The sequence below is a fragment of the Pseudomonas sp. NPDC087615 genome, from assembly GCF_044743445.1.
GTDB classification, from domain to species: Bacteria; Pseudomonadota; Gammaproteobacteria; order Pseudomonadales; family Pseudomonadaceae; genus Aquipseudomonas; species Aquipseudomonas baetica_A.
Map to the genome: position 1 here is coordinate 23,140 of NZ_JBIUWM010000012.1, position 20,734 is coordinate 43,873.

General features: G+C 60.4%; 19 protein-coding genes. 14 read left to right on the forward strand and 5 right to left on the reverse strand.

What is annotated here, in order from left to right; all coding sequences use genetic code 11:
- Positions 1-3: 3 nt before the first annotated feature.
- The gene (araD1, locus tag ACIOU6_RS08315; RefSeq protein ID WP_401135325.1) at positions 4-996 is read right to left on the reverse strand and encodes an AraD1 family protein; all 993 of its coding nucleotides are present in this window, start codon (positions 994-996) and stop codon (positions 4-6) included.
- 105 nt (positions 997-1,101) lie between these two features.
- Positions 1,102-2,424, reverse strand: coding sequence for an MFS transporter (locus ACIOU6_RS08320; protein ID WP_401135328.1), 1,323 nt, complete (start codon positions 2,422-2,424; stop codon positions 1,102-1,104).
- A 194-nt stretch (positions 2,425-2,618) separates the two neighbouring features.
- On the opposite strand from ACIOU6_RS08320, the gene ACIOU6_RS08325 reads away from it, so the two are divergent.
- Positions 2,619-4,355, forward strand: a complete 1,737-nt coding sequence (locus tag ACIOU6_RS08325; RefSeq protein WP_221734020.1) for an IlvD/Edd family dehydratase — start codon at positions 2,619-2,621, stop codon at positions 4,353-4,355.
- Between the two features lie 161 nt (positions 4,356-4,516).
- Entirely contained in the window at positions 4,517-5,236 is a 720-nt protein-coding gene (locus ACIOU6_RS08330) for a FadR/GntR family transcriptional regulator (protein WP_221734021.1), read from the forward strand.
- A gap of 112 nt (positions 5,237-5,348) precedes the next feature.
- Here ACIOU6_RS08330 and ACIOU6_RS08335 read toward each other — a convergent pair whose 3' ends face one another.
- Positions 5,349-7,733 (reverse strand): RND family transporter, encoded by a 2,385-nt coding sequence (locus ACIOU6_RS08335; RefSeq protein ID WP_401135332.1) that lies wholly within the window; start codon positions 7,731-7,733, stop codon positions 5,349-5,351.
- Positions 7,730-8,773 (reverse strand): WD40/YVTN/BNR-like repeat-containing protein, encoded by a 1,044-nt coding sequence (locus tag ACIOU6_RS08340; protein ID WP_401135335.1) that lies wholly within the window; start codon positions 8,771-8,773, stop codon positions 7,730-7,732. The genes ACIOU6_RS08335 and ACIOU6_RS08340 overlap by 4 nt, the downstream gene beginning before the upstream one ends.
- Positions 8,774-9,152: 379 nt before the next feature.
- Here ACIOU6_RS08340 and ACIOU6_RS08345 point away from each other — a divergent pair, with 379 nt between their 5' ends.
- The 7 genes from ACIOU6_RS08345 to ACIOU6_RS08375 all read left to right on the forward strand — a co-directional run bounded on the left by ACIOU6_RS08345 (position 9,153) and on the right by ACIOU6_RS08375 (position 14,481).
- Positions 9,153-9,743, forward strand: a complete 591-nt coding sequence (locus tag ACIOU6_RS08345) for an amino acid synthesis family protein (RefSeq protein WP_221734024.1) — start codon at positions 9,153-9,155, stop codon at positions 9,741-9,743.
- Positions 9,744-9,774: 31 nt separating this feature from the next.
- Positions 9,775-10,608: an alpha/beta fold hydrolase gene (locus tag ACIOU6_RS08350; protein ID WP_221734025.1), complete on the forward strand. Its 834-nt coding sequence runs from the start codon at positions 9,775-9,777 to the stop codon at positions 10,606-10,608.
- Positions 10,605-12,086, forward strand: coding sequence for an aldehyde dehydrogenase (locus ACIOU6_RS08355; RefSeq protein WP_401135339.1), 1,482 nt, complete (start codon positions 10,605-10,607; stop codon positions 12,084-12,086). Before ACIOU6_RS08350 ends, ACIOU6_RS08355 begins: the two co-directional genes overlap by 4 nt.
- A gap of 12 nt (positions 12,087-12,098) precedes the next feature.
- On the forward strand, positions 12,099-12,584 hold the full coding sequence (locus ACIOU6_RS08360) for a flavin reductase family protein (RefSeq protein ID WP_401135342.1): 486 nt from the start codon (positions 12,099-12,101) through the stop codon (positions 12,582-12,584).
- Between the two features lie 131 nt (positions 12,585-12,715).
- Positions 12,716-13,105 carry a carboxymuconolactone decarboxylase family protein gene (locus tag ACIOU6_RS08365; protein WP_221734028.1) on the forward strand — a complete coding sequence of 130 codons (390 nt, stop codon included), beginning with the start codon at positions 12,716-12,718 and terminating at the stop codon, positions 13,103-13,105.
- A gap of 58 nt (positions 13,106-13,163) precedes the next feature.
- A complete protein-coding gene (locus ACIOU6_RS08370; protein WP_221734029.1) occupies positions 13,164-13,916 on the forward strand; it encodes a GntR family transcriptional regulator in 753 nt (250 codons plus the stop codon).
- A 1-nt stretch (position 13,917) separates the two neighbouring features.
- The gene (locus ACIOU6_RS08375) at positions 13,918-14,481 is read left to right on the forward strand and encodes an NUDIX hydrolase (protein WP_401135346.1); all 564 of its coding nucleotides are present in this window, start codon (positions 13,918-13,920) and stop codon (positions 14,479-14,481) included.
- A gap of 119 nt (positions 14,482-14,600) precedes the next feature.
- Here ACIOU6_RS08375 and ACIOU6_RS08380 read toward each other — a convergent pair whose 3' ends face one another.
- Positions 14,601-14,897 (reverse strand): DUF1330 domain-containing protein, encoded by a 297-nt coding sequence (locus ACIOU6_RS08380; RefSeq protein WP_401135349.1) that lies wholly within the window; start codon positions 14,895-14,897, stop codon positions 14,601-14,603.
- Positions 14,898-14,966: 69 nt separating this feature from the next.
- On the opposite strand from ACIOU6_RS08380, the gene ribBA reads away from it, so the two are divergent.
- From ribBA to ACIOU6_RS08405, 5 genes are all read left to right on the forward strand, one after another.
- Entirely contained in the window at positions 14,967-16,076 is a 1,110-nt protein-coding gene (gene ribBA / locus ACIOU6_RS08385) for a bifunctional 3,4-dihydroxy-2-butanone-4-phosphate synthase/GTP cyclohydrolase II (protein ID WP_221734032.1), read from the forward strand.
- A 320-nt stretch (positions 16,077-16,396) separates the two neighbouring features.
- Positions 16,397-17,422 (forward strand): ABC transporter substrate-binding protein, encoded by a 1,026-nt coding sequence (locus ACIOU6_RS08390; RefSeq protein WP_401135352.1) that lies wholly within the window; start codon positions 16,397-16,399, stop codon positions 17,420-17,422.
- Complete coding sequence (locus ACIOU6_RS08395; RefSeq protein WP_221734037.1) at positions 17,419-18,366, forward strand: ABC transporter permease; 948 nt, start codon at positions 17,419-17,421, stop codon at positions 18,364-18,366. The genes ACIOU6_RS08390 and ACIOU6_RS08395 overlap by 4 nt, the downstream gene beginning before the upstream one ends.
- A 6-nt stretch (positions 18,367-18,372) precedes the next feature.
- Positions 18,373-19,182 carry an ABC transporter permease gene (locus tag ACIOU6_RS08400; RefSeq protein ID WP_221734034.1) on the forward strand — a complete coding sequence of 270 codons (810 nt, stop codon included), beginning with the start codon at positions 18,373-18,375 and terminating at the stop codon, positions 19,180-19,182.
- A gap of 17 nt (positions 19,183-19,199) precedes the next feature.
- Positions 19,200-20,354 carry an ABC transporter ATP-binding protein gene (locus ACIOU6_RS08405; protein ID WP_401135356.1) on the forward strand — a complete coding sequence of 385 codons (1,155 nt, stop codon included), beginning with the start codon at positions 19,200-19,202 and terminating at the stop codon, positions 20,352-20,354.
- Positions 20,355-20,734 lie beyond the last annotated feature (380 nt).

Genomic DNA, 20,734 nt, shown 5'->3' on the forward strand with positions numbered 1-20,734 from the left:
TCCTTAAAGGGTGCCGATGCTGTCCGGTTCAAATGCCGCTGCAACCGGTGCGATGCCGTTGACCAGCGGCGCGCCGAATTCGGCCTGGCTGATTTCAAACACGTCACCCGGTTGGGTGCGGATGCCGTCGGCAAACGACAGGGTCGCGGTGCCGAAGAAGTGAATGTGTACGTCGCCCGGACGCAAGAACTGGCTGTATTTGAAGTGGTGGTATTCGAGGTTCGACAGGCTATGGCACATGTTGGCCTCGCCGCTGAGGAATTCGTTTTGCCACAGCACTTCGCCGTCACGCAGGATGCGAGTGGTGCCTGCCAAGTGTTGGGGTAACTCACCGACTCGAAGTTCCGGACCATAACTGCAACTGCGTAATTTCGAGTGCGCCAGGTAAAGGTAATTCTTGCGTTCCATGACGTGGTCGGAGAACTCGTTGCCCACCGCAAAACCGAGGCGATAGGGTTTGCCGTCAGGACCGATGATGTACAGACCGGCCATTTCCGGTTCCTCGCCAGCATCCTCAGCAAACGGCGGCAACGGGAATGGCTCGCCCGGGCGCACGACGATACTGCCGTCACCTTTGTAAAACCATTCCGGTTGTACACCGGCCTGCCCTGCCGCCGGTTTGCCGCCCTCAACGCCCCATTTGAAGATGCGCATGGTGTCGGTCATTGCGGCTTCGTCGCCCGCCTGTTGGTGCATCTTGTCGCGGGCCGAAGCGCTGCCCAGATGAGTCAGGCCGGTGCCGCTGACCAGCATGTGGGCCGGATCCGGGTGATCGAGTGGCGGCAGGATGCGCAGCTCTTGGAGCAACTGCGCATAGTCATGGCTGATACCGAAGCCGAGGGTTTGCACTTGCTGCTCCAGCGTGCCGCCGGCTTCGATGGCCGCCAGCGCCAGATCGCGCACGGTGCGCGCGTCCTGTACTTCGCGCACCACGGCATTGTCGACGACACCGACGCGGCGCTCGCCGTTACTCAACTCGAATTGCACCAGATGCATGTTCTTCTCCTTTTAGAGCACAAATGTTGAAAACCACGCCGAACCACTGTGTGTTTGCGTATGGGCTTGCCCGCTCCCACATGGGTTCTGTGCTGTTCTTTAGATTCAGGTTCGGGTAGCGCCGCGTGCGCTGGCGGCGAACTGGTCAACGGGCAGTACGTGTTTGCGTTCAAGCACCCGGTACACCACGCCGGTCAGGATCAAGCCGAACACCATCACCCCCGAGAGGAAATACAGGCCCGACGCCAGATTCCCGGTGTACTCCTTCAGCGCGCCGATCACGAACGGCCCGATATAGCCGCCGAGATTGCCCACCGAGTTGATCAACGCGATCCCTGCCGCCGCACTCGCGCCGGCAAAGAAGCGCCCCGGCAAGGTCCAGAACACCGCCGTGCAGGAAAACAGCGCAAACGCCACCAGACACAGCGCGGCCAACTGCGCCACTGGCATCGACAGCCAGGCACTGAGAAAAAGACCTATCGCGCCCAGCACATAAAGCACCGCCAGATGGCCGTAGCGATCATTCAAACGGTCTGAACTGCGCGGCACGATCAGCAAACCGATGATCCCGAAGATGTACGGCACCGATGACACGAAACCGGTCACCAGATCAGTGCCGCCAAATTGTTTGATCAGCGTCGGCAGCCACAAGCCGAGGCCATAAATACTCAGGGTCACCGGCAGATAGAACAGCGCCAGCAGCAAGACGCGTTTGTCTTTGAGCGCATGCAGCGGATTGCCGTGACGGGTCTGGCCGTACTCCTCCAGATCTTTTTTCAGCTCACGGGTCAGCCAGTCCTTCTCGGTCTGATCCATCCACTTCACTTGCACCGGACCATCCGGCAACCAGCGCAGCACCGGCCAGGTCAGCAAGATCGCCGGGGTGCCGATGACAATGAACAGCCACTGCCAGCCGTGCAGCCCGAGGACGCCTTCCATACCCAGCAGGCCGCCGGAGACGGGGCCGGTGATCAGCATCGCGATGGGCTGCGAAAGAATGAACAGGCCAAGAATCTTGCCGCGATGGCGCACCGGGAACCATTGGGTGATGTAGTACAGAACGCCGGGAAAGAACCCCGCTTCTGCCGCGCCGAGCAGAAAGCGCATGACATAGAAACTGTGCGGCCCCTGGACGAACGCCATGCCGATGGTGATGGCGCCCCAGGTGATCATGATTCGCGCGAACCAGCGCCGCGCACCGAAACGCTCGAGCATCAGGTTGCTGGGGATTTCCAGAAGAAAGTAGCCGATGAAGAACAGCCCTGCACCGAGGCCATAAGCCGCATCACCGATGCCGATGTCGGCACCCATGTGCAATTTGGCGAAGCCGACGGCGGAGCGATCCACATAGGCGATCAGGTACAGCAGGATCAGGAAGGGAATCAGTTTCAGCGTGATGCGGCGAATAAGCCGCAGTTCCTGGCTCATGGGATCGGTCTCCGATTGTTGTTTTTATAGAACCTCGGGGGACGTCTCTCACGGAAAACCGCCAGGACCATCCCTCCGTCGAAAACGACTATATAGTAATACTAATTACCCAACAACCACTTCCAAACCGCTTAAATTGCGCTTATGTTAAGCCTCAGTTCGAACACTATAGTCATACAATAAGAGAAACGATCATGTCTGATAAGAAACCCACCCTGCGCTCCGCCCAATGGTTTGGCACGGCCGACAAGAACGGCTTCATGTACCGCAGCTGGATGAAGAATCAGGGCATCGCCGACCACCAGTTTCATGGCAAGCCGATCATCGGCATCTGCAATACCTGGTCGGAACTGACCCCGTGCAACGCGCATTTCCGCCAGATCGCGGAGCACGTCAAACGTGGGGTGATCGAGGCCGGTGGTTTCCCGGTGGAATTCCCGGTGTTCTCCAACGGCGAATCGAACTTGCGTCCGACCGCCATGCTCACGCGCAACCTGGCGAGCATGGACGTCGAAGAAGCCATTCGTGGCAACCCTATTGACGGCGTGGTGCTGCTGACCGGTTGCGACAAAACCACTCCGGCGCTGCTGATGGGCGCGGCCAGTTGCGATGTGCCGGCCATCGTTGTCACCGGCGGGCCGATGCTCAACGGTAAGCACAAAGGCAAGGACATCGGCTCGGGCACCGTGGTCTGGCAGCTCAGCGAGCAGGTCAAGGCCGGCACCATCACCCTGGACGACTTCCTCGCAGCCGAGGGCGGCATGTCGCGTTCGGCGGGCACCTGCAACACCATGGGCACCGCGTCGACCATGGCTTGCATGGCTGAAGCACTGGGCACTTCCTTACCGCACAACGCGGCAATCCCGGCGGTGGATGCGCGGCGTTATGTGCTGGCGCACATGTCCGGCATGCGCGCCGTGGAAATGGTGCGTGAGGATCTGAAACTGTCGAAGATCCTGACCAAGGAAGCCTTCGAAAACGCTATTCGCGTCAACGCCGCCATTGGCGGTTCGACCAACGCCGTGATCCACTTGAAAGCCATCGCCGGACGCATCGGCGTCGAACTGGAACTGGACGACTGGACGCGCATCGGTCGCGGCATGCCGACCATCGTCGACCTGCAACCGTCCGGGCGTTTTCTGATGGAAGAGTTCTACTACGCCGGGGGACTGCCAGCGGTGCTGCGCCGTCTCGGTGAGGCCAATCTGATCCCCCATCCGAACGCGCTGACGGTCAACGGCAAGTCCATTGGCGAGAACACCAAAGACGCGCCGATCTACGGCGAAGACGAGGTCATTCGCACCCTCGACAATCCGATCCGCGCTGACGGCGGCATCTGCGTACTGCGCGGCAATCTGGCACCTCTTGGTGCCGTGCTCAAACCGTCCGCCGCCACGCCAGAGTTGATGCAGCATCGCGGCCGTGCCGTGGTGTTCGAGAACTTCGACATGTACAAGGCGCGGATCAACGACCCAGAACTGGATGTTGATGCCAACTCGATTCTGGTGATGAAAAACTGCGGGCCGAAGGGTTATCCGGGCATGGCTGAAGTCGGCAACATGGGCCTGCCGGCCAAGCTGCTGGCCGAGGGTGTGACGGATATGGTGCGCATCTCTGACGCACGGATGAGCGGCACCGCTTACGGCACGGTGGTTTTGCACGTTGCCCCGGAAGCAGCAGCGGGCGGGCCTTTGGCCACAGTGAAAGAAGGCGACTGGATCGAACTCGACTGCGCCACCGGGCGTCTGCACCTGGATATTCCGGACGCCGAACTGGCCGCGCGCATGGCTGACCTGCAACCGCCGCAGCAATTATTGGTGGGCGGTTATCGTCAGCTGTACATCGACCATGTGCTGCAGGCGGATCAGGGCTGCGATTTCGACTTCCTGGTCGGTTGCCGTGGAGCTGAAGTGCCGCGCCATTCCCATTAAAAACAAACAATCGCAGCCTTCGCCAGCGCCTGCATTGGAATGCATCCCCCTGTGGGAGCGAGCAAGCCCGCTCCCACATTTGATTGTGTGTCTGCCTCACGTTTGTGTCGTGCCTGCTATGATGCGCGGCATCTTAATCGCTCAGGATCGCGCCACTCCCCATGGATTACCGCAAACCTTCCGACCGCAAAAGCATGCACTCGCGCATCGTCCAGGAATTGGGCATGCAGATCGTCTCTGGACGCTTCCTGCCCGACGACAAACTGCCCGCCGAAGCCTTGCTTTGCGAGGAGTACGCGGTCAGTCGACCGGTGTTGCGCGAAGCCACGCGGGTGTTGGTGGCAAAAGGTCTGGTGTACTCCAAACCGCGCGTGGGCACGGTGGTCAAGGCGCGCCGCGAATGGCACATGCTCGACCCGGACGTGCTGCACTGGCTCATGCAAAGCAGCCCGCGGAATGAATTTTTCAATGTCCTGACCAGCGTGCGCAGCATCATCGAACCGGCCGCCGCCGCCCTCGCCGCCCAGCATGCGACCGACGCTGATATCACGGCCATCGGTGAGGCTTACCAGCGTATGGAGGCTGCGTCGACACCGGAAGCCCTGCTGCAACCGGACCTGGATTTTCACAGCCGGATTGCCGATGCGACTCACAACGATTTGCTGGCAAATCTGTGCAACATGCTCTCGGTGGCGATTGCCGAGGCGCTAAAGCATTCGAATCAGCGGCCGAACTTGCATGAGTTGGCGTTGCCAAGGCACAAGGCGATTCTCACGGCGATCGAGAATCGTGATGCGTTGGGCGCGCGGCATGCGACGTTGGTGCAACTGGATGATGCACGCAGTGCGCTGAGCGCGGTGCTCGGTACCGAACGCTCCTGAACGCTCCTGAATGCTGAAGATAGCCCGCTCCCACAGGGGGTTAGTGTGAATATCGAAATATAAAAAAAGCCGCAACCCGAAGGTTGCGGCTTTGTCGTTTCAGGCCCCCAGGTCAGTGGGAAAACAACGAGTTGCCCTTCTGCCCCGCCAGCTTCTCCGGTTTGATCAGGAACTTGGCCAGTGCCGGCAGCAGCCACAGCGCACCGAACATGTTCCACAACAGCATGAAGGTCAGCATCAGGCCCATGTCGGCCTGGAACTTGATTGCCGAGAAAATCCAGGTGCACACACCGATGGCCAGGCACAGGCCAGTGAACAGCACCGCTTTACCGGTGGATTTCAGGGTCTGGTAATAGGCTTCCTGCAATGGAAGACCGGCACGCAGGAAACTTTCCAGGCGGCTGTAGATGTAGATGCCGTAGTCCACACCGATCCCCACCCCCAGCGCCACCACCGGCAAGGTCGCGACTTTCACGCCGATACCCATGAACGCCATCAGTGCGTTGCCAAGTACCGACGTCAGCACCAGTGGCAGCACAATGCACAAGGTCGCCGCCCACGAGCGGAAGGTGATCATGCACATTACCGCCACGCAGATGTACACCAGAATCAGGATGGTCAACTCTGCCTGCTTGATGACCTCGTTGGTGGCGGCTTCGATCCCGGCGTTACCCGCTGCCAGGATGAACTCCAGACCGTCCTTATTGTTTTCCTTGGCAAATTCCTGCACTGCATGCACCGCACGATCAAGGGTTTCAGCCTTGTGATCGTTGAGGAACACCAGCACCGGCGCTACTGAGCAACTGTTGTTGTACAGGCCATCGGCCCGTGCAATCGAGCTGTTCAGCACGTCTGGGTTGCGCGACAGGGTTTCCCATTTCAGGTTGCCCTCGTTCATGCCCTTGATCATCTGCTTGGACACGGTCACCAGCGAGATCGCCGACTGCACGCCCTCGGTGTTCTGCATCTTCCACATCAGTTCATCGATCGGTGCCATGGCTTCGTAACGCGAGCAACCTTCTTTCTTGGTCTTGACCATCACCACCAGCACGTCGGAGCTGGTCGAGTAATTGTTGATGATGAAGTTGTTGTCCTTGTTGTAGCGCGAATCCGGACGCAACTCCGGCGCACCTTGGTCGAGGTCGCCGATTTTCAGGTTCTGGCTGTACCAGAGACCGCCACCGAAGGCGATCAGCGCCAGAGCAACGGAGATCGGTGCGACTTTCGGGCTGGCGAAGTTCGACAGCAGGCGCCAGAACGGATGTTCGCGGTTTGCGTCCTTCTTGCTCCTGGCGATTGCGCGTTTACTGATGCCGACATAAGAGATCGCGACCGGCAGCAGAATCAGGTTGGTGAACACGATCACCGCCACGCCGATGGACGCGCCGAAGGCCAGTTCGCGGATCACACCGATGTCGATGATCAGCAGCGTGATGAAGCCGACCGCGTCCGCGAGAATTGCGATCATCCCCGGCAGGAACAGTTGCCGGAACGTTCGTCGTGCGGCGGTCAGGGCGTTTTCCGCCTCGCTCGATTGCAGGGCGATCCCGTTGATCTTCTGCACACCGTGGGAGATGCCGATGGCGAAGATCAGGAACGGCACCAGCATCGAATACGGATCGAGCCCAAAGCCAAAGAAGTGCATCAACCCGAGTTGCCAGACCACCGCCACCAGCGTGGTGCTCAACACGGCAATGGTGCTGCGCACGCAGTTGGTGAACCACAGCAACAGGATCAGGGTGATGACGAACGCGATGCCGAAGAACAGCACCACCATCACCAGACCGTCGATCAGGTCGCCCACTTTCTTGGCGAAACCGACGATGTGGATTTTGACGTTGGGGTTTTGCGCTTCGAACTTGTCGCGGATCTTTTCTTCCAGTTCATGGGAGAACTTGCGGTAATCCAGCGCCAGCAACTTGCCCTGATCCTGCGGGTCCGGGTACGACTCTAACAGCGGAATGTCGACGATGCTCGACTTGAAGTCGTTGGCCACCAGACGCCCGACCTGACCGGACTTGAGCACGTTGTTGCGCAGCAGATCGAGGCTGTCTTGCGAGCCGTTGTAGCTCTGCGGGATCACTTCACCGCCGGCAAAACCTTCTTCGGTCACTTCGGTCCAGCGCACGCTCGGACTCCACAGCGACTTGAGACCGGACCGGTCAACGCCGGAGATGTAGAACACCTCGTCGTTGATCTGGCGCAGGGTCTCCATGTATTCCTTGGAGAAGATGTCGCCGTCGGTGGCTTCCACCGAAATACGCACGGTATTGCCCAGGTTCGCCAGGTCGTTGCGGTGCTCCATCATCTTCTCGATGAACGGATGCTTGAGCGGGATCATTTTCTCGAAGCTGGTGGACGGCCGGATCAGCGTGGCCTGCCAGAACAGAAAAATGCTCACCACCAGGCAGATCAGGATCACTACCGGGCGGTTGTTGAAAATCAGACGTTCAAGGAACGTCGCCTTGTCCTGATGATGATTGCTCAAGGAAGTCATAGCCCCGCCTTCTTATTATTGATCTCGGCACCGTTTGGCAGCGTGGTGTGAACACCGCCCTGCCCGGTCAGAATCAGGTTGCCGTTGCCGGCGGCGGTGACCGACGACAGCGAAATGCGATCCGGGCGATTGAACACGCTGAAGGTCTCACCGTCGTCGCTGCTGCTGATCACCGAGCCACCGTTGCCGACGATCACGATCGAGCCGTCCTCGAGCAACGTAGCGCCGGACAGACCGAATTCCAGCGAGCCTCGCGCAGCTTTCAGCTCGACCTGTTCCCAGGTGCTGCCGAAATCCGTGGAGCGGTAGAGGTTGCCGCGCAAGCCGCAAGCGAGCAGCGTCTGCGGCGAAGCCGTGCCGATCACGCCGAACAGCGAGCCTTCATAAGGGCCTTCAAGTTTTTCCCAGGTCTGCCCCCCATCAGCGGAGCGGAACATGCTGCCCGACTCGCCGACAATGAACAGCCCGGCGTCTTTCACCGCCGCGATGGCGTTGAGGTGAAACTGGTCTTCGTTGTCGAGGCGGTCGCTGATGTCTTCCCAATGCTTGCCGCCGTCGGTGGTTTCCAGCAGCGCGCCGTAGGCACCTACGGCGATGCCGCTGTTGACGTCCTTGAACCAGACGTCGAGCAGCGGCGATTCGCGTTTGAGGTCTTCGAATTGTTTGGTCCAGGTCAGACCGCCGTCCTCGCTGGCGAGGATCTGCGCATCGTGGCCGACTGCCCAGCCATGTTTGTCGTCGACAAAATACACAGCGGTCAGCAGTTGCCGGCTCGGCACCTTGGCCTGGGTCCAGGATTTGCCCTGGTCATCGGAATAGAGAATGTGCCCACGATCCCCGACCGCCACCAACCGGGTGCCGGCGTGGACGACGTCAAGCATCAGGCTTTTTGCGGCTTTGGCTGATTCGAGAGCATAAACCACGTCGGCCGGCGCCTCGGCGGCAATCACAGGTGCCGACACGGTGGCGAAGCCCAGCATGGAGAGTGCTGTGACCAGCAACGCGGTGTTGCGAAACGCCGGCGGGCGGCAACGACTCATAGACCTTCCCCTATTTATTATTGTTAGGCCATTTGGCCTTCAAGGGCGCCGCAAGGGTGCTCTGGTGATGACTGGTCAGAAGCATAGTCCTGAAACCCGCCATCCAGAGCCCCTTCGGAAGCTGGCTCATCCTATCGGGCTTTCGAAACGTCTGACAATCGGCGCCACGTTATCTTTTGTTAACCAGATGCAGGCTCCTGTCGCCAGTGATTTGCATTGTGGGAGGGGGTTAATGGTGTTTTGGGGATTTATGGCTGCAGGTGAATGCATGGCCATTCGCCGGATGGATGCGGCAAAACGCGTGAGGGGGCTTGCACGATTGGTATTATGGTATACCATCAGACGCACAGACACCCTCAATCCCCCTGCGGAGCAGCTCATGAGTTTCGAAATTCGCAAGATCGTCAGCTATGTCGAAGAAACCCTCATCGAAGGCGGCAAAGCCACCGACAAGCCGGTGACCATGGTTGGCCTCGCTGTCGTGATGAAAAACCCTTGGGTGGGTAACGGCTTTGTCGAAGACCTGAAACCGCAGATCCGCGCCAACTGCTCCGACCTCGGCGCCATGATGGTCGAGCGTCTGGTCGGCCTCATTGGCGGCGCAGAAAAAATCGAGGCTTACGGCAAGGCTGCCGTGGTGGGTGCTGACGGCGAAATCGAACACGCCTCCGCCGTGATCCACACCCTGCGCTTCGGCAACCACTACCGCGAAGCGGTCAAAGCCAAGAGCTACCTGAGCTTCACCAACAAGCGCGGTGGCCCGGGCACTTCGATTCAGATTCCGATGATGCACAAGGACGACGAAGGCCTGCGTTCGCACTACATCACCCTGGAAATGCAGATCGAAGACGCGCCGCGCGCCGACGAAATTGTCGTGGTGCTGGGTTGCGCCGACGGTGGCCGCCTGCACCCGCGCATCGGCAACCGTTACATCGATCTGGAAGAACTGGCCGCCGAAAAAGCCCAGTAATCACAATAAAAAGGCATTGCAGGAGCGCTCCATGATTCGGCTCACCGCTGAACTCACCCCGGCTGGCACCAGTTATCTGGCGACCGGCGAAGGCCAGCCCGTGGTCTTGATCCACGGCGTGGGCCTGAACAAAGAAATGTGGGGCGGCCAGATCGTCGGCCTCGCCACGCAATATCGGGTGGTCGCTTACGACATGCTCGGCCATGGCGCCAGCCCGCGACCGGCCAGCGGTACCGACCTGCTCGGTTACGCCGATCAGTTGCTGGAGCTGCTCGATCACCTCAACCTGCCGCAAGCAGCGGTGATCGGCTTCTCGATGGGCGGTCTGGTGGCGCGGGCGTTTGCGCTGCATTACCCGCAGCGCCTGCAAAGCCTGGTTGTGCTCAACAGCGTGTTCAATCGCAGCGAAGAGCAGCGCGCCGGCGTCATTGCGCGCACCGCTCAGGCCGCCGAACACGGCCCGGACGCCAATGCCGAAGCCGCGCTGTCGCGCTGGTTCAGCCGCGAATATCAGGCCGCCAACCCGGCGCAGATCGCCGCGATCCGCCAGACCCTGGCCGGCAATGACCCACAGGGTTACCTGACCACCTACGAACTGTTCGCAACGCAGGACATGTACCGTGCCGACGACCTGAGCAGCATTCAGGCGCCGACGCTGATCGCCACGGGCGAGCTCGATCCCGGTTCGACCCCGGAAATGGCCGAGCAACTGGCCCGGTGCATCCCCGGCGCGAGGGTTGCCGTGCTGGCGGAACAACGGCATATGATGCCGGTAGAGTCACCGCGTCTGGTCAACCAGACGCTGTTGGAATTTCTCGAATTCGCACACTCCCGACAAAACCATATAAAGGGGATCGTTGCATGACACTCGCACGCTTCCAGATGTGCATCGGCGGAGAATGGGTCGATGCCCTCAGCGGCAAGACTTTCGAAAGCCTCAATCCGGCCCTGGCCGAACCTTGGGCTGAACTGCCTGACGCTGATGAGGCCGACGTCGAACGCGCCGTGCAATCAGCGCAAAGCGCGTTCGACAGCCCTGCCTGGCGCGGTCTGACCGCCACCGCGCGCGGCAAACTGCTGCGCCGCCTCGGTGACTTGATCGCCGAGAACAAGGAGCAACTGGCGCAGCTGGAAAGCCGCGACAACGGCAAACTGATCCGTGAAACCCGGGGTCAGGTGGGTTATCTGCCGGAATTCTTCCACTACACCGCCGGTTTGGCTGACAAGCTCGAAGGCGGCACCTTGCCGCTGGACAAGCCCGACCTGTTCGCCTACACGGTTCACGAAGCCATGGGCGTGGTCGCTGCGATCATTCCCTGGAACAGTCCGCTGTACCTGACCGCGATCAAACTGGCGCCGGCGCTCGCCGCCGGTAACACCATCGTGATCAAGCCGTCAGAGCACGCGTCGGCGACCATCCTTGAACTGGCGCGTCTGGCCCTCGAAGCCGGGATTCCGCCAGGCGTGGTCAACGTTGTGACCGGTTACGGCCCGAGCACCGGCGCCGCCCTCACCCGCCATCCGCTGATCCGCAAGATCGCCTTCACCGGCGGCGCGGCCACGGCCCGGCATGTGGTGCGCAGCAGCGCCGAGAACTTCGCCAAGCTGTCGCTGGAACTGGGCGGCAAGTCGCCGAACATCATTTTCGCCGACGCCGATCTGGACAGCGCGATCAACGGCGCGATTGCCGGGATCTACGCGGCCTCGGGTCAGAGCTGCGTGTCCGGCTCGCGGTTGTTGGTGCAGGACGAGATCTACGACGAGTTTGTCAGTCGTCTGGTCGAACGGGCCAAACGCATCCGCATCGGCAATCCGCAGGAAGACAGCAGCGAAATGGGCCCAATGGCCACCGCGCAGCAACTGGCAGTGGTTGAAGGGCTGGTCGCCGACGCCATCGCCGAGGGCGCGCGTTTGCGGACCGGCGGCAAGCGGCCGGCTGATCTTGGCGAGGGCTGGTTCTACGAACCGACGCTGTTCGAGTGCGACCGCAATTCGATGAAGATCATGCAGGAAGAAGTCTTTGGCCCAGTGGCGTCGGTCATCCGTTTCAAGGACGAGGCCGAAGCGCTGGCGATCGCCAACGACTCGCAATTCGGCCTCGCCGCCGGCATCTGGACGCGCGATCTGGGCCGCGCCCATCGCTTGGCGCGCGACGTGCGCTCTGGAATTATCTGGGTCAACACCTACCGCGCGGTGTCGGCAATGGCGCCCATCGGCGGCTTCAAGAACAGTGGCTATGGACGCGAAAGCGGCATCGACTCGGTGCTGGCCTACACCGAACTGAAAACGGTGTGGATCAACCTCTCTCAGGCGCCAATGCCTGATCCGTTTGTGATGCGCTAGGAGACCTGCGACATGATCGAACCCGGCATTTATAAAGACGTCATGAGCTCCTTCCCGTCCGGCGTCACGGTGGTCACCACTCTCGACCCGGAGGGCGGCATTGTTGGCATCACCGCCAGCGCCTTCAGTGCGCTGTCGATTGATCCGGCGCTGGTGCTGTTTTGCCCCAACTACGCCTCCGACACCTACCCGGTGCTGCGCGACAGCAAGCGTTTCGCGATCCATTTGTTGTCCGCCGAACAGACCGCCGAGGCCTACGCCTTCGCCGGTAAAGGCAAGGACAAGGCCAAAGGTATCGAGTGGCACCTGAGCGAACTCGGCAACCCGATCCTCGCCAAGGCCACGGCGATCATCGAGTGCGAGTTGTGGCGTGAATACGACGGTGGCGACCACGCGATCATCGTTGGCGCGGTGAAGAATCTGATCCTGCCAGCGCAACCGGTAACACCGATGATTTATCACAAGGGCAAGCTGGGCGCCCTGCCGACCCTGGCCTGAGGCGACAATGCAAAACCCTGTGGGAGCTGGCTTGCCAGCGATGAGGACTTAACATTCAACATTGATGTTGGCTGATAGTCCGCTATCGCTGGCAAGCCAGCGCCCACAGGGATTGAGGTGAGGTAAAGAATATGAGTAACGAAAAGTACGAAAAAGGCCTGAAGATTCGCACTCAGGTTTTGGGCGAAGCCTATGTGCAACGCTCAATAGAGAACGCCGACGACTTCACCCGCCCACTGCAGGAAATGGTCACCGAATACTGCTGGGGTCATGTATGGGGTCGCGAAGGTCTGTCGCTCAAAGAGCGCAGCATGGTCAACCTGGCGATGATCTCGGCGCTCAACCGTCCACATGAACTCAAGCTGCATGTGCGTGGCGCCTTGCGTAACGGCCTGAGTCGTGAGCAAATACGCGAAATTCTGCTTCAGGTCGGCATTTATTGCGGCGTCCCGGCGGCCGTGGACAGTTTCCGGCTCGCCCGCGAAGCCTTCGCCGAAGCCGACGCCGAGGCCTCCAGTTAACCCCTCGGCTGTTTAGATGCCCGTCTGGCATGGACAGCCAACTTAAAGAGCGGACCCCATGAAACGCCAGCCACTCGACGACAGCTTCAAGGTCAATCGCAATCCCGTTACCCTGCGCGAAATCGTGCTGGATAAACTGCGTAGCGCGATCATGAATTTCCAGCTCATGCCAGGCGATCGTCTGGTTGAACGCGATCTGTGCGATCGCCTGGGCGTGAGCCGCACGTCGGTGCGCGAAGCCTTGCGTCACCTTGAATCCGAAGGCCTGGTGGAATTCGCCGACGCCAAGGGCCCGCGCGTCGCCATCATCACCCTGGCCGATGCCGTCGACATCTACGAACTGCGTTGCGTGCTGGAAGGCCTGATCGTTCAACTGTTCACCCTGCGCGCCAAAGCCAAGGACATCAAAGCCCTGGAAAAAGCCCTCGAAGAGAACCGCAAGGCGCTCAAGGACGGCGAGCTGCAACAGGTGATCGACTCGGTACAAGGCTTCTACGACGTACTGCTCGAAGGCTCCGGCAACCACGTTGCGGCCACGCAGTTGCGCCAGTTGCAGGCACGCATCAGCTACCTGAGGGCGACGTCGGTGTCCCAGGAAAACCGCCGTGGCGCCAGTAATCAGGAAATGGAAAAAATGGTCGCGGCAATCAAGAGCGGCGACCCGCTGCTGGCGCATCAGGCCTGCGTTGATCACGTCCGCGCTGCCGCGGCTGTCGCCCTCGATTACCTCAAGCGCAAACAGGAAGAGACCGGCGCAACTCCCGCGATCACCCCGCCCATCGCGCTGAAAGAACCCCGCATAGGTCACTGACATGTCCAGCCCGAGCTTTTGCCCGAAATGCGGTGGCCCTGACCTCGGTCAGCAGGTGCCGCCGGGTGATACGCACGAGCGCCTGATGTGCCGAGGCTGCGGCTACATCCACTACGTCAACCCGAAGATCATTGCCGGCTGCATCATCGAGCAGGACGGTAAATACCTCTTGTGCCAACGGGCGATACCACCGCGTCCGGGCACCTGGACGTTGCCGGCGGGCTTCATGGAAAGCGGCGAGACCACCGAAGAGGCGGCCTTGCGTGAAGTCTGGGAAGAAAGCGGCGTGCGCGCCGAAATCGTCTCGCCCTATTCGATCTTCAGCGTGCCGAAGATCAGCGAGGTGTACATCATCTTCCGCGCCCTCGCGCTGGAGATCACCGGCCAATACGGCCCGGAAACCCTCGACTACAAGTTCTTCGCCCCCGAAGACATCCCGTGGGAGCAGATCTACTACCCGGCGATCCGGCAGATCCTCGAACGCTACATCGAGGAGCGCCAGGCCGGGGTGTATGGCATCTACATGGGCAATGACGACAGCGGCAAAATCCACTTCATCCGCTGAGGACTTGCCGTTGTGGGAGGGGGCTTGCTCCCGAATGCGGTCAGTCATTCAACATTTCTAGCGACTGACACTACGCCTTCGCGAGCAAGCCCGCTCCCACAGGGGATTTGTTGTGTTGCTTAAAGTGGGGCGATGCCCTCGACGATGATGATTTCCGCCCTCGCCCATTCCTCGCGATAACGTTTCGCCTCCTGATACGCCGCCGAGTGGTAGCACGCCACCGCTTGCTCGTAGCTCTCGAACTCGATCACCACGCTACGCTGAGGTGTAGACCTGCCCTCCAGCGCCTCGCTGCGCCCGCCCCTGGCTAAAAACTTTGCACCAAACTCCGCGAACGCCTTCGGTGCGCGCTGGGTGTATTGGCTGTAGTGCTCGGCATCGGCAATGTCGACGTGGGCAATCCAGTAAGCCTTCATAGTGACCTCTTTGTTTATTTTGTATTATGGTATACCAATATTATTTCCAACAAACCCTGAGAGTCCAGCATGGCCTTCAACAGCATCGAAGAAATCATCGAAGATTATCGCCTCGGCAAAATGGTCCTGCTGGTCGATGACGAAGATCGGGAAAACGAAGGCGACCTGTTGTTGGCCGCCGATTGCTGCACGCCCGAAGCGATCAGCTTCATGGCCCGCGAAGCCCGCGGGTTGATCTGCCTGACCTTGACCGACGAACACTGCCAACGCCTGGGGCTTGAACAGATGGTGCCGAGCAACGGCAGCGTATTCAGCACCGCGTTCACCGTCTCGATTGAAGCGGCGGTGGGCGTCACCACCGGTATTTCCGCCGCTGACCGCGCCCGTACGGTCGCCGCCGCTGTCGCCAGAGACGCCCGCGCCGAAGACCTTGTGCAGCCCGGGCATATCTTCCCGCTGCGCGCCAAGGAAGGAGGCGTGCTGACTCGCGCCGGTCACACCGAAGCAGGTTGCGATCTGGCCCGCCTCGCCGGTTTTACCCCGGCATCCGTCATTGTTGAAGTGATGAACGATGACGGCACCATGGCCCGCCGTCCGGATCTGGAAGTGTTTGCGCGCAAGCACGGGATCAAGATCGGCACCATTGCCGACCTGATCCACTATCGCCTGAGCACCGAGCACACCATCGAACGCATCGGCGAGCGCGAATTGCCGACGGTGCATGGCACGTTCCGTTTGATCACGTTTGAAGACCGTATCGAAGGCGGCGTGCACATGGCGATGGTCATGGGCGATTTGCGCCGCGAAGCGCCGACGCTGGTGCGCGTGCATGTGATCGATCCGCTACGCGATCTGGTCGGCGCCGAGTACAGCGGGCCAAGCAACTGGACGTTGTGGGCGGCGCTGCAGCGGGTCGCGGCCGAGGGCCATGGCGTCGTCGTGGTGTTGGCCAATCATGAGTCGTCTCAGGCGTTGTTGGAGCGTGTACCGCAACTGACCCAGCCGCCACGACAGTTCAGCCGGTCGCAATCGCGGATTTATTCAGAGGTGGGAACCGGCGCGCAGATTCTGCAGAACCTTGGTGTGGGCAAGTTGCGCCATCTCGGCCCGCCACTGAAATATGCAGGCCTGACCGGGTATGACCTGGAGGTGATCGAGAGCATCCCGTTCACCGAATAACCCACGCCAAACACAATTCCAACTGTGGGAGTGGTCTTGTTCCCGAAGGCGTCGTGCCAGGCGACATCAATGTTGAATGATCGACCGCATTCAGGAGCAAGCCCCCTCCCACAGGGGTTTTGCATTTCAGATCGTCATCTCACGGCCCCAAAAAACCCATTCGCCAGATAACCGGTAAGGCAAAGTGCTTGCACAAAGTTTGGAATACCATAATATGATGTTCCATAGACCGGACACTTCAGTGAACGTCCATCTACTGCTCCCCGATAGGCGGGCAACAACGCAAGCCCGCTCAAAAACACAACAATGAGGGCGTAAAAATGGTGTTGAACAAAGCTGCAACCGCAATCCTTTTTGCCGGACTGCTGAGCGTCACCGGCCAGTCCGCCATGGCCGCCGAGAGCGTGAATTTTGTCAGTTGGGGCGGAAGCACCCAGGATGCGCAGAAACAGGCCTGGGCTGACCCGTTCAGCAGGGCCAGCGGCATCACCGTCGTGCAGGACGGCCCGACCGACTACGGCAAACTCAAAGCCATGGTCGAAAGCGGCAACGTGCAATGGGACGTGGTCGATGTCGAAGCCGATTTCGCCCTGCGCGCCGCCGCTGAAGGGCTGCTTGAACCCCTCGATTTCAACGTCATCCAGCGTGACAAGATCGACCCACGCTTTGTCAGCGATTACGGTGTCGGCTCGTTCTTCTTCTCCTTCGTCCTCGGCTACAACGAAGGCAAGCTCGGCGCTGCCAAGCCGCAAGACTGGACGGCGCTGTTCGACACCAAGACCTACCCCGGCAAACGCGCCCTGTACAAATGGCCAAGCCCCGGCGTGCTCGAACTGGCGCTGCTGGCCGATGGCGTACCCGCCGACAAGCTCTACCCGCTGGACCTGGATCGCGCCTTCAAGAAACTCGACACGATCAAGAAAGACATCGTCTGGTGGGGCGGCGGCGCGCAGTCGCAGCAGTTGTTGGCCTCGGGTGAAGTGAGCATGGGCCAGTTCTGGAATGGCCGCATTCACGCCCTGCAAGAAGACGGTGCGCCGGTGGGTGTGAGCTGGAAGCAGAACCTGGTCATGGCCGACATTCTGGTGATTCCAAAAGGCTCGAAAAACAAGGACGCGGCGATGAAGTTCCTGGCCAACGCCAGCAGTGCCAAAGGCCAGGCCGACTTCTCCAACCTGACCGCTTACGCCCCGGTCAACGTCGACAGCGTGGCGCGCCTGGACTCGGTGCTGGCCCCGAACCTGCCGACTGCCTACGCTAAGGATCAGATCACTCTCGACTTCGCGTACTGGGCCAAAAATGGCCAGGCCATCGCGACACGGTGGAACGAATGGCTGGTCAAATGAAAATGGCGGCCACTGCGTCCCGTCCCTCCACTGCCACCGGGAGCGCCGCAAGCGCTGCCGGCTCGGCCGCAGGACAAAAGGCGATTGCGATGCCGCAAGCCCCCTCCCTCAGACAACGCTGGCGCGGCGCCGGCAACCTCGTCCCGGCGCTGCTGTTCCTCGGCCTGTTCTTTCTGGCGCCGTTGATTGGTTTGCTGTTGCGCGGTGTGCTCGAACCCACACCGGGCCTCGGCAACTATGAACAACTGTTCGCCAACTCGGCGTATGCCCGCGTGCTGCTCAACACCTTTTCAGTGGCCGGGCTGGTGACGTTGTTCAGCCTGTTGCTGGGATTCCCGCTGGCCTGGGCGATTACCTTGGTGCCGCGCGGCTGGGGTCGCTGGATCCTCAACATCGTGTTGCTGTCGATGTGGACCAGCCTCCTCGCCCGCACCTATTCGTGGCTGGTGCTGCTGCAAGCCTCTGGGGTGATCAACAAGGTTTTGATGGCGCTGGGCATCATCGATCAGCCGCTGGAAATGGTGCATAACCTGACCGGCGTGGTGATCGGCATGAGCTACATCATGATCCCGTTCATCGTGCTGCCATTGCAGGCGACCATGCAGGCCATCGACCCGATGATCCTGCAGGCCGGCTCGATTTGCGGGGCCAGCCCATGGACCAACTTCTTCCGGGTGTTCCTGCCCCTGTGCAGGCCCGGGCTGGCGTCCGGTGGGTTGATGGTGTTTGTGATGTCGCTCGGTTACTACGTCACCCCGGCGCTGCTGGGCGGAGCGCAGAACATGATGCTGCCGGAGTTCATCATTCAGCAGGTGCAATCGTTCCTCAACTGGGGCCTGGCCAGTGCCGGCGCCGCGTTGCTGATCGCCATCACCCTGGTGCTGTTTTACTTCTACCTGAAGCTTCAGCCGGAATCCCCGGTTGGCGCGAGTAACGCGAGGTAAGCCGAGATGCTCCTGACTCCCAATGCCATGAGCCGCCGGATGCGTTTCGGCCTCTACACCACCACCGGGCTGATCGGTTTGTTTCTGCTGTTGCCGATCGTGTTCATCGTCCTGCTGTCGTTTGGTTCGTCGCAATGGCTGGTGTTCCCGCCACCGGGGTGGACACTGAAATGGTACGGCCAGTTCTTCTCCAACCCCGACTGGATGAATGCGGCACTCGCCAGCCTCAAGGTAGCGGTGCTGACGACCCTCTGCGCCGTGGCCCTCGGTCTGCCGACAGCGTTTGCCTTGGTACGTGGGCGCTTTCCCGGCCGGGAAATGCTCTATGGCCTGTTCACTCTGCCGATGATCGTGCCGCTGGTGATCATCGCCGTGGCGGTGTACGCGCTGTTCCTCAAGCTCGGTTATACCGGGACGATGTTTGCCTTTGTGGTCAGCCATGTCATCGTCGCGCTGCCGTTCACCATCATCTCGATCATCAACTCGCTGAAGCTGTTCGATCAGTCGATCGAAGACGCGGCAGTGATCTGCGGCGCGTCACGCCTGCAAGCGGTGCTCAAGGTGACGTTCCCGGCAATACGTCCGGGCATGGTCGCCGGCGCCCTCTTCGCCTTCCTCGTTTCGTGGGATGAAGTGGTGCTCAGCGTGATGATGGCCAGCCCGACCCTGCAAACCCTTCCCGTGAAAATGTGGACCACCCTGCGCCAGGACCTGACACCGGTGATCGCCGTCGCTTCGACGCTGCTGATCGGCCTGTCGGTATTGGTCATGGTGATCGCCGCCGCCCTGCGCCGGCGCAACAACATCAGCGCCTGAGCGCCCAGGAGTACGACATGAGTGCCGTGATCAAAGACGCATCCCAGCAGAACGACAAACCCCTGGTCAGCCTGCGCAACCTGAACAAGCACTACGGCGACTTTGCCGCCGTGGACAACATCTCCCTGGACATCAAGGACGGTGAATTTCTCACCTTCCTCGGCTCCAGCGGCTCCGGAAAAAGTACGACGCTGTCGATGCTCGCCGGTTTCGAAACCCCGAGCAGCGGCGAGATCCTCGTCAACGGCCAGTCGCTGGTCAACGTGCCGCCGCACAAGCGCGACATCGGTATGGTGTTTCAGCGTTATTCGCTGTTCCCGCACCTGTCGGTGCGCGACAACATTGCCTTCCCGTTGGCGATCCGCAAACTCGCTGCGACCGAACGTGACAAGCGCGTCGATGCGATGCTCAAACTGGTGCAACTCGATCAGTTTGCTCATCGCCGCCCTTCGCAACTGTCCGGTGGCCAGCAACAGCGTGTCGCCATCGCCCGGGCGCTGGTCTATGAGCCACGCATTCTGCTGATGGACGAGCCGCTGGGTGCGCTGGACAAAAAACTGCGCGAAGACCTGCAAGACGAACTGCGCCAACTGCACCGCCGCCTGGGCATCACCATCGTTTACGTGACCCACGATCAGGAAGAAGCCATGCGGTTGTCCCAACGCATCGCCATTTTCAGTCACGGCAAGATCGTTGGTTTGGGCAGCGGGTATGACCTGTATCAGAATCCGCCGAACGCGTTTGTCGCCTCCTTCCTCGGCAACTCGAACTTCCTCAAACTCAAGGCGCAGGGCAATGCGGCCGCGAGTTTTGAAGGGCAGCCGCTGTCGATCCGACTGACCGCCGGCGTGCACACTGATCAGGATGTGCTGCTGATGGTACGCCCGGAAAAAGCCTTGGCGCTGAGCGTGCAGCAGGCGAGCGACGAGCCGTTGCCGGCAGGTTGGAATGAGGTCTCAGCGACGGTGGTTGAAGTGCTGTTTCTGGGCGAGAGCCTGACGTGCAGCGTGGTGACCTCGGGCGGAACGTCGATGACCGTCAAAGCACTGTCGGCGGCGGGCATGCCGCTCAAGGCGGGTGATCCGGTGAGCGTACGCTGGGCCACCGCCGATGCCTGCGTCTACACCGAATGGACCGAAAGCGACCTGAACAAAGCCGCCGGCGCTCACTAAACTCTTCAACACACCAAAATCCCCAGGTGGGCGCGGGCTGGCTCGCGAAGGCGTCAATCCAGCCAACCTCTCTGCTGACTGCCACATAGCTTTCGCGAGCAAGTCCGCTCCCACACTGGATTCGTGGCGAACACCAGAAATCGTTCATCACAGATCAAAACCGTGGGAGCGGGCTTGCTCGCGAAGGCGTCAGCTCAGCCAACCTCTTTGCTGACTGACAAACCGCTTTCGCGAGCAAGCCCGATCCCACACTGGATTCGTGGCGAACACAAGAAATCGTCCATCACAGATCAAAACGGTGGGCGCGGGCTTGCTCGCGAAGGCGTCAGCTCAGCCAACCTCTCTGCTGACTGACACACCGCTTTCGCGAGCAAGCCCGC